General features: G+C 59.7%; 18 protein-coding genes and 1 pseudogene. 15 read left to right on the top strand and 4 right to left on the bottom strand.

Translation table 11 applies throughout. From position 1 onward, the window contains the following. Positions 1-114: 114 nt before the first annotated feature. From YU9_RS0121560 to YU9_RS0121550, 3 genes are read right to left on the bottom strand one after another with little or no spacing between them, the layout of a single operon-like run. On the bottom strand, positions 115-1,890 hold the full coding sequence (locus YU9_RS0121560; protein WP_036017756.1) for an FAD-dependent oxidoreductase: 1,776 nt from the start codon (positions 1,888-1,890) through the stop codon (positions 115-117). Beyond that, entirely contained in the window at positions 1,883-2,746 is an 864-nt protein-coding gene (locus YU9_RS42175; RefSeq protein WP_063623733.1) for a phosphoenolpyruvate hydrolase family protein, read from the bottom strand. The genes YU9_RS0121560 and YU9_RS42175 overlap by 8 nt, the downstream gene beginning before the upstream one ends. Beyond that, entirely contained in the window at positions 2,739-4,007 is a 1,269-nt protein-coding gene (locus tag YU9_RS0121550) for a Tm-1-like ATP-binding domain-containing protein (protein WP_245266470.1), read from the bottom strand. The genes YU9_RS42175 and YU9_RS0121550 overlap by 8 nt, the downstream gene beginning before the upstream one ends. A 264-nt stretch (positions 4,008-4,271) precedes the next feature. Here YU9_RS0121550 and YU9_RS42170 point away from each other — a divergent pair, with 264 nt between their 5' ends. After that, the gene (locus tag YU9_RS42170) at positions 4,272-4,937 is read left to right on the top strand and encodes a hypothetical protein (protein ID WP_051380467.1); all 666 of its coding nucleotides are present in this window, start codon (positions 4,272-4,274) and stop codon (positions 4,935-4,937) included. A 577-nt stretch (positions 4,938-5,514) separates the two neighbouring features. Here the strand turns inward: YU9_RS42170 and YU9_RS0121540 are convergent. After that, complete coding sequence (locus YU9_RS0121540) at positions 5,515-6,462, bottom strand: S1/P1 nuclease (RefSeq protein WP_027574660.1); 948 nt, start codon at positions 6,460-6,462, stop codon at positions 5,515-5,517. 347 nt (positions 6,463-6,809) lie between these two features. Here YU9_RS0121540 and YU9_RS0121535 point away from each other — a divergent pair, with 347 nt between their 5' ends. From YU9_RS0121535 to YU9_RS44685, 14 genes and pseudogenes are all read left to right on the top strand, one after another. After that, positions 6,810-7,121 (top strand): hypothetical protein, encoded by a 312-nt coding sequence (locus tag YU9_RS0121535; protein ID WP_027574659.1) that lies wholly within the window; start codon positions 6,810-6,812, stop codon positions 7,119-7,121. Positions 7,122-7,366: 245 nt separating this feature from the next. Continuing rightward, positions 7,367-8,269, top strand: a complete 903-nt coding sequence (locus YU9_RS0121530; protein WP_156952032.1) for a DUF6662 family protein — start codon at positions 7,367-7,369, stop codon at positions 8,267-8,269. Positions 8,270-8,287: 18 nt separating this feature from the next. Continuing rightward, on the top strand, positions 8,288-8,743 hold the full coding sequence (locus YU9_RS0121525; protein WP_027574657.1) for an FMN-binding protein: 456 nt from the start codon (positions 8,288-8,290) through the stop codon (positions 8,741-8,743). A gap of 2 nt (positions 8,744-8,745) precedes the next feature. Then, positions 8,746-9,561: an FAD:protein FMN transferase gene (locus YU9_RS0121520; protein WP_027574656.1), complete on the top strand. Its 816-nt coding sequence runs from the start codon at positions 8,746-8,748 to the stop codon at positions 9,559-9,561. Positions 9,562-9,564: 3 nt separating this feature from the next. After that, positions 9,565-10,050, top strand: coding sequence for a cytochrome b/b6 domain-containing protein (locus YU9_RS42165; RefSeq protein ID WP_051380465.1), 486 nt, complete (start codon positions 9,565-9,567; stop codon positions 10,048-10,050). A 136-nt stretch (positions 10,051-10,186) separates the two neighbouring features. Next, complete coding sequence (locus YU9_RS47995) at positions 10,187-10,480, top strand: hypothetical protein (RefSeq protein ID WP_156952031.1); 294 nt, start codon at positions 10,187-10,189, stop codon at positions 10,478-10,480. A gap of 31 nt (positions 10,481-10,511) precedes the next feature. Beyond that, on the top strand, positions 10,512-10,886 hold the full coding sequence (gene copC / locus YU9_RS0121505) for a copper homeostasis periplasmic binding protein CopC (protein ID WP_051380464.1): 375 nt from the start codon (positions 10,512-10,514) through the stop codon (positions 10,884-10,886). A 2-nt stretch (positions 10,887-10,888) separates the two neighbouring features. After that, the gene (copD, locus tag YU9_RS0121500) at positions 10,889-11,797 is read left to right on the top strand and encodes a copper homeostasis membrane protein CopD (protein ID WP_027574654.1); all 909 of its coding nucleotides are present in this window, start codon (positions 10,889-10,891) and stop codon (positions 11,795-11,797) included. A gap of 1,349 nt (positions 11,798-13,146) precedes the next feature. After that, positions 13,147-13,509 (top strand): hypothetical protein, encoded by a 363-nt coding sequence (locus tag YU9_RS0121490; protein ID WP_027574653.1) that lies wholly within the window; start codon positions 13,147-13,149, stop codon positions 13,507-13,509. A gap of 40 nt (positions 13,510-13,549) precedes the next feature. Then, positions 13,550-13,780 carry a hypothetical protein gene (locus YU9_RS42155; RefSeq protein ID WP_036017752.1) on the top strand — a complete coding sequence of 77 codons (231 nt, stop codon included), beginning with the start codon at positions 13,550-13,552 and terminating at the stop codon, positions 13,778-13,780. Between the two features lie 48 nt (positions 13,781-13,828). Then, positions 13,829-14,419, top strand: a pseudogene (locus tag YU9_RS42150) (RNA ligase family protein). A gap of 63 nt (positions 14,420-14,482) precedes the next feature. Continuing rightward, positions 14,483-14,695, top strand: a complete 213-nt coding sequence (locus YU9_RS0121475; protein WP_027574652.1) for a hypothetical protein — start codon at positions 14,483-14,485, stop codon at positions 14,693-14,695. A gap of 333 nt (positions 14,696-15,028) precedes the next feature. Further along, entirely contained in the window at positions 15,029-15,283 is a 255-nt protein-coding gene (locus YU9_RS0121470) for a hypothetical protein (protein WP_198028281.1), read from the top strand. 216 nt (positions 15,284-15,499) lie between these two features. Further along, the gene (locus YU9_RS44685; protein ID WP_051380463.1) at positions 15,500-15,817 is read left to right on the top strand and encodes a DUF1648 domain-containing protein; all 318 of its coding nucleotides are present in this window, start codon (positions 15,500-15,502) and stop codon (positions 15,815-15,817) included. The last annotated feature ends 671 nt before the right edge of the window (positions 15,818-16,488 follow it).

The raw sequence follows: 16,488 nt of genomic DNA, 5'->3' as shown, positions 1-16,488 counted from the left end.
TATCAGACGGGATAGGGCCGCTCATAAGGTATTCAAAGCGAGCTGGCCGATGTTGCGTACTTCTGCTCTCGCAGTTGTCTGTCGTTGCTGGGCGACCAGGTGAGGACGCTTCGCTTACGCTCTGGATGCTGCCGCCGTTTGTCCTTGATCGGTGGATTGTACGATGCTGTTCACCGCGCGGTAAGCGAACACGATGGCTGGTCCGATCGTAATGCCCGCCCCAGGGTAGATCCCACGCATCGGTGAGGTCATGTCGTTGCCGCAGGCATAAAGACCTGCGATCGGCACGCCGTTTCCATTTAGGACCCTTCCGCCAGGATCCGTTGACAGGCCGGTCGCAGTTCCAAGGGTCGCCGGGACAATCGGAAGCGCAATGAATGGCCCGTTTTTGATAGCTCCAAGGTTCGGGTTTTTCTTTCCGACCGCGGGATCTCCCAGGGTTCGATTGAAAGCCGATTCACCGCGTTTGAAAAGCGGATCGCGCCCTTCAGCTGCGTGGGCGTTATGTTCTTCAACGGTCTTTTGGAGCTCTTGCGGGTCGAGGTCCAATTCCGCCGCAAGCTCCGCAATCGTCCGGCCAATTTCGATGTAGCCCAACCGAGCATACTTCTTGATACTCAATGTCCATGGCCAGGGGAGCAAGTGTCCCATCCCCCTGAGGCGGACGAATTCCTTGTCGCAGATGAAATAAAACCGCTTGTCCGCCGGATAACCGTTGTTGAACATGGCAAGGCAGATATCATGATACGAATTGGATTCATTGACGAAGCGCTTGGCATTTGGCCCTACGGCGATGACACCTGGACGGCCACGGTCGAGCCAACCGTACGGGACCACTTGCGAGGAGCGGCCGTTCCTGAGGATCGACACGGGCGTCCAGAATCCACTCGATGCAACGTCATTATCGATCGCAGCTCCGAGCTTACTTGCGAGCGCAATGCCGTCTCCAGTGACATCGCTGTGGGCCAGCGTATCATTGTGCTGGTGGGCTCGGCTGAGCTGGGCTCGCAATTGAGCGTTCCGCGCAAAGCCACCAGTTGCCAGGATCACCCCGTGAGAGGCGCGGATGCGGAGATCGGCGCCATCACGCTTGACGATTGCGCCAGTGACTCTCCCGCCCTCGCTCATCAGATCAACCGCTGGGCAGCTTGGCCAGATTTCAATGCCATACCTGCGAAGGCTTACCAATAACCGCGCGATCAGAGCATTGCCGCCACTGAGTTCAGTGCCCCGCCTGTAGCGCAGCCGGTCGCGTGCGTAGCGGCTGACCCGGCGCATGACGTGCTTGAGCGAGGCAGCCGACTGGAATGGATTGAGGAAGCTTCTGACCTCGCCGGACGAAATCATCATGCCGCCGAGCACGACGCGAATCGGATCACCTATCAGCTCGAAATCCTTGCCTAGAAGCCGTCCGTCGTAAGGTGCGGGGCTCAGCGCCCGGCCCTTGTCGATCCCTCCGATTTGGCTGGAATGATAATCCGGAGCGGAGGCCAGTGTGAACTTGACTTCACTCCCATTCTCCAAGCTGGCGAGCGCCGTTGGGCCGTCTTCTAGATAGGCGCCTACAAACTCGGGCCGATAGTAGTTGCCAAGTTCGTGTTGCAGATAGATCTTCGCATTCGCAATCGAATCATCGATTTTCGCCGCTCGGGCCTGCATTGAGCATGGAATCCAGATCATGCCGTTCGACAGGGCAGTCGTGCCACCGAGCCGGTCAGATTTCTCGCACACCGTCACGCGAAGTCCGGCCTTTGCCGCATAGAGCGCCGCGGACAGTCCAGCCGCGCCGCTGCCGATCACGAGCACGTCCGTCTCGCAATCGTGCGTTGGCTTGCTCGCTTTGGAGAAGGAAGGGGAATTTGGTTTCAATTTGGTGATCGGGCTATTCATTCGTGCCTCGGTGCAGATTCTGCAGTGAATGCTGAGGCTTTCGCGGGAGCGGAACGGCTTTGAATTCTTCGGCTGCAGCCTTCACCGCCCGCTCGATCGGGATCCGTTCGATGGAGGAGGCGCCAACGAAACCGACACATCCGGTCGATCGGTAGACTTCCGAGGTATCCTGAGGCTCAGCGATTGCCCCGCCATGGCATAGAAGGATCACATCCGGACGGACGGCCTGAACCGCAGCATTGATCTCGTTGATGCGCCTGATGACCTCTTCGATCGACTGTCCCTCCTCATGACCAACAAGTCCGCCGCGCGTTGCGCCGACATGTGGGACGATGCAGTCGGCTCCCGCGGTTGCCATCGCTCTGGCGTCCTGCGCGCTTGCGACATAGGCGAGCGAGAAGATGTTCTTCTTGCGGGCCGCCGCCACCATCTCGACCTCACGCTCAAAGCCGAGCCCGACGCGGCCTCGACGATCGCGCCATTTCTCACCCATCGTTGAAATGGTCGGGTAATTGATCACGCCGGAGAATCCGGCAGCCCAGAACTTGTCCAAGAGATCATCGAGGTCGAGCCGGACGGGATCCCAGGCCTCAACACCGCCTATAACAGGAACGGAGGAGACGACGTTGCGGATCTCCGCCGCGAGTTCGAGCGTGCGCGCATTGGAATCGCCGATCCGGCTCGTCGGCAGCCCCATCAACCGCGATAGCCCGGTGCTGTAGACCACAAGCATGTCGGCGCCGCCGAGAGCTGCGCATTTTGCGACGAGGCCGCAACTGCTCGCCGCGGCAAGCACCGCCCTTCCAGCCGCAACTTGAGCTGTGATCTTTGCGAGTATTTCGGCCCGATCAAACATCCGCACGGGGTGAACCTCCTGGTGTCAATTGTTCGACGATCCACGATGCGGCTGCCTCCGCAAATTCCGGATCATTGATGTGACAGTCCAACTCGCGGGCGCTGATCGAGCGCGGCAGGTGTCGCCTGACCGCGTCGAACCAGGCTCTATCGGCTTCAGGATTTCGAAAGATGCCGCCGTCCCGGTCATAGTCAGACACCCCCTTGGCCGGCCACAAAACGAGGGCGGGCGCCTTTGCTTGCGAAAGGCGCTCGGCTGTGAGCCTGCCTATGCGCTCGTTCTCCGAGACGGTCGTGCGCATGAGCGTCGTGAAGGGAGTATGCGAATAGAATTGGCGCCCCGTGAACTCGGCAGGCACGCTCGAGGGAGGGCCAAAATTCACCATATCGACGGCCCCCGGGGCTATGAGCTGCGGAATCAAGCGGTGAGAAGCTGCCTTGAGCCGATCCGGACCTGCACTGGCGGTGCCGCCCACAATCTCGTCAGCGAGTTCGGTTGTGGTCAGATCGAGCACCGCATCGAACTCACCGGCGGACACGAGTTGCTCCATCTTGCGTCCACCGGCGCCGTTGGCCGGAAAGACAATCGCGTCGATGCCTGCCTCTGCCAGCCGCGCGACACAGCGATTTGCCGCCGGCGTCGTGACCCCAAAGGCCGTTATCGCGACTGTCTTCCTCTCCCGCCGCTCTCGAGCAGGCACATAGCGCATCGCCGCAATGGCCCGCCCCGCATTGCAGAGAACGCGTTCGGTGAACGCGTTGATCCCGAAAAGATCGACCAGGGTCGGATAGAGGATGATGTCGTTGTGGAGGGCCAGTTCGGCCAGGAGGGCTGGCCTCGCGCTGCTCACCAGCAATTTCGGGAAGCCATACGGCAAATCCGAAATAACTTCACCGAAGACTGCGCTGCCCTTGCCGCCGGCTACTCCAATGATGGCGTCGATCGCACCTGATCGCAGGAGCTCCTTCACCTCTTCACGCGCGCTTGCAGCTATTTCCCGTAAGAGCTCGGCGGGTGCAGCCACCCGTGCATCGCTGCCGTCCGGCTCGCTTCTGCCCCTCCTGTTTGATGTGCCTACATCTATCGTAAGAGTCTTGCGGCCCCACTGTTCGATCACTCGTGCGAGATAAGCGGTCTCACGGCCCTTTGTGTCCAGGGTTGCGACGATCGCGACCTTGCCGGCAAGATCGGACGGGTGACCATCCCGGACCGACCTCTGGTCGTCCGCGCAATGGTGAGACACGATCTTCCTCCTGGACATTTCTGGACACCTGAAGGTCTAGATCGGAGTAAAATGGCTCATAAGCCCGGATACGAGCGCGACTGGGTAAAGTTGGGTAGGCGCCAAGCGGCCGTAGGAGCAGTAGCCGCTTCGCTTAGCACGCTTAGCGTGTACCGCCCGCGAAGCCAACGAAGACAAGCGTCATGGACGACGTCGCGCTGCAAAGGGCTGAAAAGCAAAGAACCACATCATCCTTGGTGGCAAGGTCCACCTTTACCGCCACGGGAAGCGCGGCCGGTACCATTGCTCGGAAACGATCGAAGGGCAGCAATACCGATCCGCAACGGAGAAGGACGATCTCCGGCAGGCGAGGAAGTCGCCGAGGAGTGGTATCTCAAGTTACGCGGGATGGTGCGGAGCGGTGACCTGGAAAAGGTCACCGCTCGCAAGAAGGAGATGACCTTCAAGGCCGCAGCCGAGAAATTCCTAGAAGACTTTCCTGTGCTGACGGAAGGTCAGCGCAATCCCGTCTACATCGCTGGCCATGAGCGCCCGGCGCGCAAGTACCTTATTCCCTTCTTTGGCAAGAAGGGCCTTTCGGAGATCACTGGCGGTCTCGTGAACGAGTACCGCATGCATCGCATTGCGCAGGCGAAGGAGCGGAGGGGAAAGCCACCTGCCCGCACGACGATGCACCAGGAAATTGTTTGCCTCCGTCAGATCCTCAAGACCGCGCTACGCCATCAGTGGCTCCACGCACTTCCTGAGCTTTCAGAGCCCTTATCGGAAGAATGGCAAGATTTCGCATCGGGCCTGGTTCTCGCGCGAAGAGTATCGCCAGCTCTGCCAGGCGACTGGGCGAAGGGCCCGGAAGCCCAAGAACAACAAATACAAATGGTGGGGCGAGCAACTGCACGAGCTCATCCTGTTCATGAGCAACACCGGCCTGCAGCCGGACGAGGCCTTTGACCAGAGTCACCGTCAATCCGAGCGGTAACTTCCTGAGCCTCGATCGCACCAGAACGAATGATCTCACGATCACGTTGGGCCCGCCGTTCCGGCGGTGGTGGCTGAAGTGGCGAAGAATGGACGGAGGACCACAGTGGCAGGCAGGGTGCCGGACAGGCGTGCGGCAGATCTGCATCTTTCCGCGCAAATAGCAAACGGGATTGAAACCGGAGTGAGGAACGCACTTCAACGCTAGAGGGGGAGACCGTGGCCAAGACAGGTAAACGTAAACCGACGGTTGCTTTACCAAAGGATTTCAAGAGGCCGCGGAGATTCAGCGAACCCGAGGCTCATGCGCTGGTTGCACGCACGACCGCGTCATGGGTCCTCCTCCTTACATCTGTGTGCCGACCGGCCCTCCGCCGGCACCTTGTTTGCGGTATCGACGAGATCCAAAAACCGGCGCATACAGCATCCCGCCAATTGGCGAAGTTGTAGATTGCGCGACTTGTCGTGCGGGCGCGAAGTCAGTGGCCAGCAGGTGGTCAGCAGAACCGGCAGTTCTGCGCGTTTCGGCTAGACCAGTCTACCCCCAGCGCTACTTCAGGGCATCGTTGAGGAGGCGCGCCAGCCGCGCGGCTCCCAGTGCCGCCTGGCTACGCGCGATGTTGCGGGCGTTGGTCTCGTATTCGCGCGTGAGGAGCACCGGGTTGGATCCCACGCTCACCGGTGCGGCATAGGCGTATTGCTTGGCGAGTTCCGCGCTCTCGTCAATCCATGCCTGTGGATCGGAGACTTGCGCGGAAGTCTCGTTGACGGCGATATGCGCGAGGCCGTCCTTATCCTCGGCGTCGAAGACCGCACCGTAAGGCGAGACGTACCCGCCGAAAAGGTTGTCCCAGTAGGCATGGAGCGCCATGGTGTCACCGTTTGCCGGGATCACCTGCTCGGCATTGCCGCCTGCATCTCCGCCCGGAATTTGTCGGGTGTAGCGGCCGATCGCATGAAGCGGCTGGTGAGCGTCGCCGACCAGATGCAGCATCCAGACGAGGTCATACGAGCGGACGTCGTCGGTGGCGCCGGATGTTGACGGTAGTGCCGCGATTATCAGTTTGAGCTGGGTGACCAGGTCGACGGGATCAGGCTGCGGAAGCGGTGTGCCGTCCGGCGAGAAATTCGTATCCTTGTAATGCCAGTAGGCGTGCTGATTACGATCGGCGTAGCCGATGTTCTGTCCAGCCGTCGGGCTGTCGACCTTGTCTCGCGCATAGTTATATTCCTTGGTTTTGATGTCATCCGCCCAGGTCGCCGCGTGCACGAAAGCGTAGAGCTTTGCCGTGCGCTCGTCGGGCGCACCTGCGGTCCACTTCGCATAATCCTTGTTGAGCTTGAGAAGCGCGTCGACCTTGTCCTTCACCGGACCGTCGAGCTTCTTGTACGCGACATAGGCGATCTGCATGTGGCCGGCGTCCCACCATGCGGATGCCTCCGTGGCAACCAATGCCAACACGAGTGCGAGTGCCGGGATCTGGACAACACGGCGCATGTTCATCTCCCTTGAGCTCCGGCCATGGGCCCGCGACCGTACGCCCGCCATTTTCACGATCCGGATGAAACGCTGATGACACAGGCTTATATCCGAAAGCACTGTAACCACGATTCTGCCTGCGGTTGTGTGAACTGGCCCACATTCGGCTGGAGGAGGAACGCGCCAACTCTGTCCGACCAGCAGCCAATGGCTAACTGCGCGTCTTGCAGCTGGAAAAGTCACGCTCTTCCCTAGAGTGTGATTGCCCCTCACCACACCTTTTGATCCTTGGCTGAATTCCACTACTTTCTTCGCCGCTCAACTGAAGGAACACGGCATGACCGAGATCTGGAGTGCTTTCGACATTGAACGACACGCAGAAGTTCGATCTGCTCAAGATGGCGTTCGAAAAACTGCTTCTCACTGGTATCCTTGGGATGGCGGGCGCGATCTTCGGCGTTCTCATGGAACGATACAAATCTGCGCTGAAGAAGCAGGAAGAGCTTTCCAAGATAATGATCCCCGAAATCAAGAGCATGCTGGAGGATGAGGAAGGTCTTTTCAATGCGGGCGTTGGAGCGATACGCGTCTTAGAGCAGCAGGCGCTCAGCCAAACCTACGATATCTCATCCAATCCTTCGCACGGAGCGACGACCAGCCGGACCGAACAGCCGTAGGCAAATTGGAATTTGTCAAAAATAGAATCGTTCAAACAACAGCTCGGGAAAATGCGCACAGAGAGCAAGCCGTTCTCATTGCTCGCTTACTTTATTTTTCCCGAAGCCTTGCGAAATGACGCTGAGCATCCCGCGGGCGAAGGCGGCGGGCACGTTTAGATCAATTCTGAGCTGAGGCGTATTGTCACACTTTCGTGTGTCACTGTAGGCGAGGGCCCTCAGGCTTTTCTTTGAAGGGGACAGCAGTGAAGCGTTTGGTGGGACCGGTATGCGCGGCAGCTGTGATGCTGACCGCTTGGCAGGCACGTGCAGGAGAATCACCGTTCGGCTGGATTTACACCGCCGATGTGCATCCGCAGGGTACGTTTGAATACGAACACAAATCGTTCATGCAGGCCGGGCAGTCGCAGGGGCAGTATTTTTTCATGCAGAACAAGGAGGAGATCGAATACGGTCTCACCAACCAGCTGCAGATCTCCGGCTATTTCAACTGGAGCTATGCCAACGCCTTCCGCAACGGCTTCGACGGGACGACGGGCGGACCGGGCGTGACTCAGTTTCTCGATGCTTCCTTCGACCCGTACTCGCGTTACGAGAAGACGCGCTTCGATTCGGTTTCCTTCGAGGCGATCTACCAGGTTCTCAATCCCGTGACCGATCCGATCGGGCTTGCGCTCTACATCGAGCCGGAGATCGGGCCGAAGACGAAGGAGCTGGAATGGCGGGTGATCTTGCAGAAGAACTTCCTGGACGACCGCCTCATTGCCGCTATCAATATCATGGGCAAGCATGAGCGCGAAGTTTACGCCGACGGCTCGATCGAAAGGGCTTCGCCGATCGACGTGACCTTCGGCATGTCCTATCTGGTGATGCCGAACTGGATGATCGGCTTCGAGACCCGCATTCACAACGAGTTCACCGGCTACTGGTTCAACAATCCCGAACATTCCGCGTTCTTTGCCGGCCCGGTCATCCACTACGGCCAGAAAGAATTCTGGTGGACGCTGGCCTGGCGTCACCAACTGCCGATGGTTATCACCTACAACGAGGACCAGGCGTCGGTGGTGAAGCACGGTCGCATCTACGGCGACGAGCACGCGCGGGACGAGGTGATGTTCCGCCTCGGCGTGCCGTTCGCCGTGAAGTAAGGTTTTGAGGCAGGCAGCATGAAGTGGACACCACTCCTCACCGCGCCGACGGCGATCGTTCTGATCGCGCCGGCCGGCGCCACTGTGTATATGAGCGAACAGCAGGCGATGCAGGCGATTTTTCCCGGCGCATCGTTCTCCGCCGGCGGCAGGGCGGGCGTCTTCCGCGCCTCCTCGGGGGGCATCGTCGTGATCGACCGCGTGCTCGGCAAGCACGAATACATCAAATACGCCGTGGGCATCACCGCCGGCGGCACCGTCAAGCACATCGAGATCCTCGAGTATAACGAGTCCTATGGCTATGAGGTTCGCGAGGCCTCGTGGCGCTCGCAATTCACAGGCAAGAGCGCGAGTTCGCCGTTGCAGCTCAATGTCGATATCAAGAACATCAGCGGCGCGACCTTGTCGTGCAAGCACATCACCGATGGCGTGAGGCGTGTCGTCGGGCAGTACCAGAGTCTGAAGGGGCAGTAGCCATGAGGCGCGCACGTCCGCTGCTGGGCACGATCGTGGAGATCGAGGTCGACGGCGTCGCGCAAGCCGACGCTGAACGAGCGATTGCCCGCGCCTTCGAGGCGGTGTCGCTGGTGCAGCGCCTGATGAGCTTTCACGATGCAGGTAGCGACATCGGACGCATCAACCGCGAGGCGTTTCGCAGGCCCGTGGCGGTCCATCCCTGGACGGCGCGAGTTTTGTATCACGCAGCAGCGTTTCACGCCGCGAGCAACGGCCTGTTCGACTGCGCGGTCGGCTTCGAGCTGATGCGCCGCGGGTTGCTGCCGTCCAACGATCTCGACCATATCTGTGACGGCGACTTCAGCGCAGTCCGCCTGTTGGAGGATCGATCCGTGCGCTTGACGGCACCGGTCGCGATCGATCTTGGCGGAATAGCCAAGGGCTACGCGGTCGATCGCGCCACCACCTCGCTTCGCGCAGCGGGCGTCCGACGCGCGACTGTCAACGCCGGCGGAGACCTGCGCGTCATGGGCGAGATCGACCAGCCGATCCATGTGCACGTGCCAGGCCAGGGGTTGCTGCAGGCTGGATTTTTGCACAACGGCGCCATTGCAACCTCCTCCTCCACGGCCACCGTCGGCCGGCGCGGAGCGTTGGACTCGCCGGGCTCAACAACGGACAGACGAGCCTATTCGGTGGTCGCAGCAAGCTGCATCGTCGCGGACGCCTTGACAAAGATTCTGGTCCAGGGCGGCGAGCCGCAGCATCCCTGCTTCGCTCGCTTTGGCGCGACGGCCTTCATCAGCGGCGGTGTTCTTCAGGCGGTGGCGGCCTGATCCATGCGCCTCGGCTTCATTCAAAAGAGCGCCGTCTGGACCGCAGCCACGGTGGTCGCGCTGAGCGGCGGCGCCTGGTTCGTCCTGCACGACGTCGTCGACGCTGAGCCCGGTGAAGCCGAACGGTTGCTATTGATGGTCCACGGTATCTCCGCCTATGCCATTTTGATCGCAATCGGTTCGCTGCTTCCGCTGCACGTGCGGTCGGGCTGGCACCGGCGGCGCAAGCGATGGACCGGCGGCAGCACGCTAGCCATGCTTGTCTTGCTCGCCATCACGGGTCTCGTGCTCTACTACGGGGGCGAAGCAACGCGGGAGCCGGCCCGGTGGATTCACATCGCCATCGGAATTGCATGCTTCGCGTTGTTTCCTGTCCATGCGCTACTTGCGGCAACGGTCAGGCGCAGCGCGGACAGCGCGATATCATCTCGGGATGGCGCGGCGGAGAGCCGGAGTCGCTATGCATCCGCAGATACTGGTCGACGATAGAGCTAGGGCGCTTTCTCAAAACCAGTCTCTGTCCAGTCAAGATTGGTTCAGCATTCATTCAAGTGAGAATGCCTAGTTTTCCCGGAACAGGCTCCGCGTCTCGAAGCGTCGGCCTGTTAGGATCGGGAGATGGGTCATGAAACTGAAGAGTGCACTTCTGGCCACTGCGTTTGCCTTTACGGCACTGTCCACACTACCGGCGCTCGCCCATGACGAGTGGGATAATGGGCACCGCGCATTTCATGACCAGCTAGGGGAAGCGCATGAACGGGCCCACGAGGAAGGGTTTGAGAGCCGTGCCGAGCATCGCGCTTATCACCGCGCGCTCCGCGACTTGCACGGGAACTATCATGAGGATCGTGGCGACTACAGCTATTACCGGCCGCGCTACCATTATTACTATCCCAACTACCGCAGTTGGGGATGGTAGCCACGTGGCTTAGAGGCGAGGAGAATGAAATATGCGCGCTAGACTTTTGGTCATCAGCGCGGCCATCGGCCTCGCCCTTGCTGCGACGGAAGCAATGGCGCATCCGAAGCTCACATCCTCTGCTCCACCGGCGGATGGCATCGCGCGCGCCGCGCCGACGACCAAGGAAATCCGCCTGAACTTCTCGGAAGGAGTGATTGCCAAATTTTCAGGCCTGGAGTTGCGGGACGAGAGCGGCAAATCGATTGCTACAGGTACCCCGGCGGTCGACCTGAAGGACAAGAAGCAGCTTGTGGTGCCTCTCGATGCGCCGTTACCGGCGGGCAAGTACCGGGTGATATGGCACGCGGTCTCTGAGGACACCCACCGAGTCAAGGGCGAATACACCTTCACGATCGGTAACTAGCCGTGGAGCTATGGCTCGTCCTCGTCCGCTTCGTGCACTACGCGGCGTCTCTCGTACTATTTGGCTTGGTGTTGTTCCCCTTCTACGCCGGTCCGCCAACGACAAGTCGCGACGGGGGCAGCCGCGCGCTGGCAATCTCGCTGTCGGTTTCACTTCTCGTCCTTGTCAGCGGCATTTTGTGGTTCATCGGCGTCGCGACCAGCATGACTGGAGGCGGCGTGACCTGGGAAACGGTCCGCTTCGTGCTGACGGATACGTCCTTTGGAGCCGTCGCATTATTGCGGCTCGGGGCGACGATTGCGGCGATCGGTACCCTTACGTTGATCGTGAGAGGTTCGTCGAAGAAGCTTGAGCTGCTCCTCCTCGCAATATGCGCAATTCTGCTGGGCGGTTTGGCGGGCGTCGGGCACACGCAAATCGAAGATAGCGAAGCTCGAGCAGTGCACACCCTGGCGGACTCTCTCCATCTTGTTGGAGCAGGCGCATGGCTTGGCGGACTGGTTGGTTTGCTTGATCTCGCCGTCGCGTCCTTTCGCGGCAACCAGGAAGCCGAGCGCGGTGCTTGCGAAGCTGCATTGCGCTTTTCCAGGATGGGCTATGCCGCCGTCGCCATCTTGGTCGTATCGGGTCTCATCAACTCCTGGTTCCTTGTGGGCTCCTTCACCAACCTGATCACGACGACGTACGGCCAGTTGCTTCTGCTAAAGCTCGTACTGTTTTCCGCCATGGCCATGTTTGCCGGCTTCAATCGCTTCGTCGTCGTCCCCACCTTACGGCAGTCAGGTGCAGCGCACATAAAGCACGGCCTTCGCGGGCTTTTGATCAACGCGGTTGCAGAACAGAGCCTTGGTCTAGCTACCATCCTGATCGTTAGCTTTCTAGGCGTCAGTGAACCTGCTGCCACCTCATAGCCCTCCAGGCGCCAACCGCGTATGGCCGGACCCGGTTTCGGCCGCAAAGGACAATGCACATTTGCCGCAGCACGAAAGTGGGTTCCGGCCGCTTGTCTGATGTGGTCTCGGCCGCTCTACGGATCCGAGGCCCACGCGGCGCAGCGGCTCCGCCGCTGAGTTTCAAAAAATGTACGGCCGGTCGAAGTATGCACCCATGACGACGTCATGTACTTGGTTGCGGGGGTAATTTGAGCACAAGACCTAAGCGGATTTCGAAAAGCAAAAATAACCCGCAAGCCTTACGAATTGCTGGGGTTATTTGCCAATTTGGTTGCGGGGACACGCAACATCCGATTATTGCGATTGGTCAAACAAGAAATCCGCCGGCTTGTTGCATGAAAGATTCTCTGCGTCCCGAATGCAAGTAGCAATCGAAAAGACAAACAAAAACAAAAGGGTTTGCGCTGTTTGACGGCCTGTTGCCGCTCGGCCGCCGACGCCATTGAAGCGAAGCAGGCTGCGCGAGAGACCTCGATCGGTCGTTTGACCGAACTCATGAAGTGGCATCTAGCTCGTTCTGCGCGGCGTAAATTATCCTAGAACCGGCCTCGCGATCCCCTGGGAGACGCATGAAGCACGTCGAGGCCCGCCCCTACGCAGATCCTGAGATCGCCGCGCGCCAGATCGTCCAGCTCGCTGCAAGCATCGAGCCGGCCCAGGACGGGCGCATCTACATCGAAAAGATCAACGCGCCATTCCTTTTTACGCTGGGGCGGCCGAGGAAGCGAATTCGGCGCTGGTCTCGCATACGCGGTCGAGAGAGGCTGGCTCCAGCTGCACGAAAGTGGCACCTTCGTGCGGCTGCTGACATCGGACCCGCTCGGTCAGTAGACTAACATGAATGACAGCCATGCCGCGAGACAGGCGCAAAGACAGATTCCGAGATACGGCAGAGCAAGGCGCATCGGGCTTCCCTCAGCGAGGCACGTGCAGACGCGTGTTCTTCCTTCAAGTTGTCCTGGTTGCTTTAGCCAGTGCTGACACCATGCTCGCCAAGAGCGCGCCGCAGGATCCAGCGCCTGCATCGCAGTGCCTTGTGAACGCGTCCGAACTGCCGTCGGGAACGCCAAAGGTCATGTGTCCTACCCGCAGCTTGCCGGGACGCTTTTGCGTCTGTCCCAGATTCTCGAAGGACGACGACGTAGAAGGATACTATGCTGGGACGGCAACGGGAACCAAGGCCAATTCATCAGATTAAGAGTCTCGCCGGCTCGCCGCCGAGCTGGCGGAGCGGCCCCGGCCCTACCCCCAACAGCCCACTAAAGCCGGGGCGGTCTTCCGCGAAGCGACAGTTTCGGAGTAAGCGTATGCGTTCCTCGCCCTCGATCGTGCCGGCCGATCGCCTCGATCGCGACATCTACCTGGTGCTCGAGGATTTCGGCGCGCGTGCCGGCTGCGCATGGCGCGAGACCGACGAGGCCGACACGGATCTCGATACCGTCCTGCAGGACATCCTCTCCGGTCAATATGCCTACCCGGTCCGGATCGTGTGCTTCAATCCGGTCGAGGGCTGGTCGCGCGATGCGACCTCCGATATCGCTGACGCACTGGCCGAACGCACCGCCAACAGGGGCGCCGAGATCACGCCTGCGCTGCAGGACTTCATCAACGCCAACGCGACACGGCGCTTTGACGTGCAGCTCGCCCTGCCCCTGCGCGGCATCGCCTGAGATCGAGGAGAAACCACCGCAACATTAGGGAGAACCGCAGGTGGCATGCGAGCTGTGCGAGGGCACCCATTGGGTCTGCGAAAACCACCCCGACCGCCCTTGGGACGGCCCAAAGGCCTGCGGCGGCGCGGGCGCGCCCTGCCCGGTCTGCAACAACGCAGGACCTGACGAGCTGCCGATCCTGCCGAAGGGATTTGAGACCAGTTTCACGACGACCGAGATCATGAAGCCATTCCTGCGGAAGACGCGCGGCGGCAAGCGAAGGACGTAGCTGCGAATAGGGACTCCCGCGGGAGCGATTCCGCACTATCTGAGGGCCATGCCCAAAGCTTTCGAGTTCTGCCTGCCCACAGCCGCAAAGGCCGTGCCCGATGGCCCGGACTGGCTCCATGAAATCAAGTACGACGGCTACCGCCTGCGCGTCGAGCGCAGCGGCCGCGAGGTCCGCCTGCTGACCCGGAACGGCCACAACTGGACCAACCGATTCCCCTGAATCGTCCAGGCCGCGCTCAAGAACCGCGAACAGCAATTCGTCGTCGACGGCGAGGCCGTGATTCTCGGTGTCGACGGCGTCTCCGACTTCAACGCCCTGCACTCGCGCCAGCACGATGAAGAGGTGCAGCTCTATGCCTTCGACGTGCTAGCCCTCGGCGGCGAGGATCTGCGGCCGCTGTCGCTCGCGATGCGCAAAACCAACTTGGCGCGCCTGTTGCGCGGCCGACCGGATGGAATGTTTATCGCTCCATTCGAGACAGGCGAGATCGGTCCCGATCTCTTCGGAGCGGTATGCCGTATGGGCCTAGAAGGGCTAGTTTCGAAACGGCGCGATCGGCGCTACAGCGGCGGACGCTCGAAAGATTGGATTAAGGTCAAGAACCGCACGCACCCGGCAATGGCGAGGGAATTCTAATCCCAGTCGCGAGTATACCTATAGTCCTCCGCCCTGCGTGCAGCGCCCGGATTCAGTCGCAACTTGATTGCCGAGCTGGTAGTGATCGACATTCCAGGCCATCAGAACCTGCGTTTCAGCGCATCGCGCGTGCTGGGCGCCGGTCTCCTGGTCGATCCCAGCCCGACGCCGCAAATTCGCATGTTTGCTGACGCAAAGGATCATGATGACAAGGACGTGTGGTTCGCAGCGTTCGAGCGGAACGGCATCTCCTTTCCTTCCTCTCGCTCCGAGTAACCTGGAAACAGGCCCCATTCGGCTACAGGACGGTGTGCCCTCTATACCGAGCTACTTGNTGACCGAGGAAGGCTATGCTGTGTCGCGGATTTTGCCTGACGACCAAGACCGCGCCTTCTGGGGATATTTCGAGCTACTTAAATCTGTTTCAACGAGACCGCGCCCATAGCTCTGCGATCCACCGACGGGGTGCAGTGGCACCCCTGGCGGCGGCCTGATCTCCCGGCAGACCGAGCTGCGAACACATAACGAGTTTTTCCTGTCTCCGTGGGGAAAACAGTTCATGCGCGCCGCGGCGCCGGCGAGCGCAAACTAATGAGCAGGGAAAAACTAATGAGCAGGGAAAACGAGCGCCTGAAAATTCAGGCGAGCTTTTGGAATGGCCTGGCGATCGCCGCCGGCGCCGGCGGGATCATCCTGCCCTTGCTGCAGGCCTACTCGAACGATCAGGTTTGGAGCGCGCAGGTATTTCCTCACTTTTCGAAACTCGCCTACACCACGCTCCTGCCGATGGCGGTTGGCATCTTCGTCGCGTGGATCCTTCACGGAATGGCGAAGTCCTGCACCGATCGAATGACGGACGATTAGACCGAAACCGCGCGCTACCTGATCATGGGCGAAGTCGGGGCTTACTAAGAAAAAAGCGAACCCTCCCGACATCCGAAAACCTGCACAGGAGCGGTCGTAGCGTCCACAATCTATCAGCAACCATAAGGAAGCAGACGCGACCGGTTCCATCTAAACAAGAATGGATTGCTTCTCCCTCTCTGGATAGTCTCGGCTGGTGATCGGAAGGCGGAAAGCATGGTGCCAGCAGACTATGTCTTTGGCTTCGCTATCGCGTTGGTCCTCGGGTTAAACCTGTATTTTGGCCCGCGCATCCCAAGCGAGCGCGTTGCCATGCAATGGGGCCTCAACGGCGAGCCGACTTGGTACGCCCCAAAATGGCTCGCAATGTGGGGGATGATTGCCTTCATGGCCGCCGTCCGGCTCTTCGTCTGGCTCGCTTCGACATATGCACCGCAGCATGTGCACGGTGCTGAATTAGGGATAGTCATTTTCTCGCTGATCGCTGCCGGTTCTCACCTGTTCGTTTTGATGAAGGCGAGAACAACCCTCTGAAACCTGGCGCAAGTCAGCTAGAGGGCAAATCAGCTTTGGGACTGCTAAGAGAGGCGTTCAACGAAGCTCCCAGCTATTCTGAGATATCTAGCAATTTTGACAGCCGTTTCTTCAGGCGGAGCTTGGGCCGACGATTGCAAGCCAATAGTGGAGGCTTTGGCGAAGCAGGCGAACACGTCCTTTCGCGTTCTCTACCATGGGACCGAGTGGGACAAGAATGGTCTATGTAGGTCGTACGCAGGCATATCCCGACACAACGCATATGAACCCGCTTACTCTCCCTATACGGAAATTGAGGCTTTCCCTAAGGTCTCGGCGTGTCGCATGTTGGGTCCAACAACAATAAAGGGAGTTACTACCGAGCATTTTTACGCCTCTCTGGAAGGAAATGCGGCTGGAAAGCAGCTCTCGGAATTTTGGATTTCGCCCGAGATAGGTCTTGTCCGCAGGCGAGAAGATCGCCCCGATAAGACGACGATTATCGAGTACGACTACAACAATCTCGATAGCATCTTCTGAAATGTCCGCTAATGGAATGGTCCGGCCGTGCTCCGGCCCTGCCAGTGCGAGAAGCTGGCAAGGGGCGCTCAAGACAAGGAGCACACCATGTCTCGGAAGCTCAATGCAGCGATCGCCGTGATCGGCATCGATATCGGCAAGAACTCGTTCCA

This window comes from Bradyrhizobium sp. WSM1743 (genome assembly GCF_000473065.1).
Lineage (GTDB): Bacteria > Pseudomonadota > Alphaproteobacteria > Rhizobiales > Xanthobacteraceae > Bradyrhizobium.
Note: the sequence above shows the minus strand (reverse complement) of the source record. Positions and strands in the feature narration are given on the sequence as shown.

Bases quoted from the DNA above. Each gene is read 5' to 3' on its own strand.
- YU9_RS0121560 (WP_036017756.1), bottom strand. From the start codon at position 1,890: ATGAATAGCCCGATCACCAAATTGAAACCAAATTCCCCTTCCTTCTCC.
- YU9_RS42175 (WP_063623733.1), bottom strand. From the start codon at position 2,746: ATGTTTGATCGGGCCGAAATACTCGCAAAGATCACAGCTCAAGTTGCG.
- YU9_RS0121550 (WP_245266470.1), bottom strand. From the start codon at position 4,007: ATGTCCAGGAGGAAGATCGTGTCTCACCATTGCGCGGACGACCAGAGG.
- YU9_RS0121540 (WP_027574660.1), bottom strand. From the start codon at position 6,462: ATGCGCCGTGTTGTCCAGATCCCGGCACTCGCACTCGTGTTGGCATTG.
- YU9_RS0121525 (WP_027574657.1), top strand. From the start codon at position 8,288: ATGAAGTGGACACCACTCCTCACCGCGCCGACGGCGATCGTTCTGATC.
- YU9_RS0121520 (WP_027574656.1), top strand. From the start codon at position 8,746: ATGAGGCGCGCACGTCCGCTGCTGGGCACGATCGTGGAGATCGAGGTC.
- YU9_RS42165 (WP_051380465.1), top strand. From the start codon at position 9,565: ATGCGCCTCGGCTTCATTCAAAAGAGCGCCGTCTGGACCGCAGCCACG.
- YU9_RS47995 (WP_156952031.1), top strand. From the start codon at position 10,187: ATGAAACTGAAGAGTGCACTTCTGGCCACTGCGTTTGCCTTTACGGCA.
- copC (WP_051380464.1), top strand. From the start codon at position 10,512: ATGCGCGCTAGACTTTTGGTCATCAGCGCGGCCATCGGCCTCGCCCTT.
- YU9_RS0121490 (WP_027574653.1), top strand. From the start codon at position 13,147: ATGCGTTCCTCGCCCTCGATCGTGCCGGCCGATCGCCTCGATCGCGAC.
- YU9_RS0121470 (WP_198028281.1), top strand. From the start codon at position 15,029: ATGAGCAGGGAAAACGAGCGCCTGAAAATTCAGGCGAGCTTTTGGAAT.
- YU9_RS44685 (WP_051380463.1), top strand. From the start codon at position 15,500: ATGGTGCCAGCAGACTATGTCTTTGGCTTCGCTATCGCGTTGGTCCTC.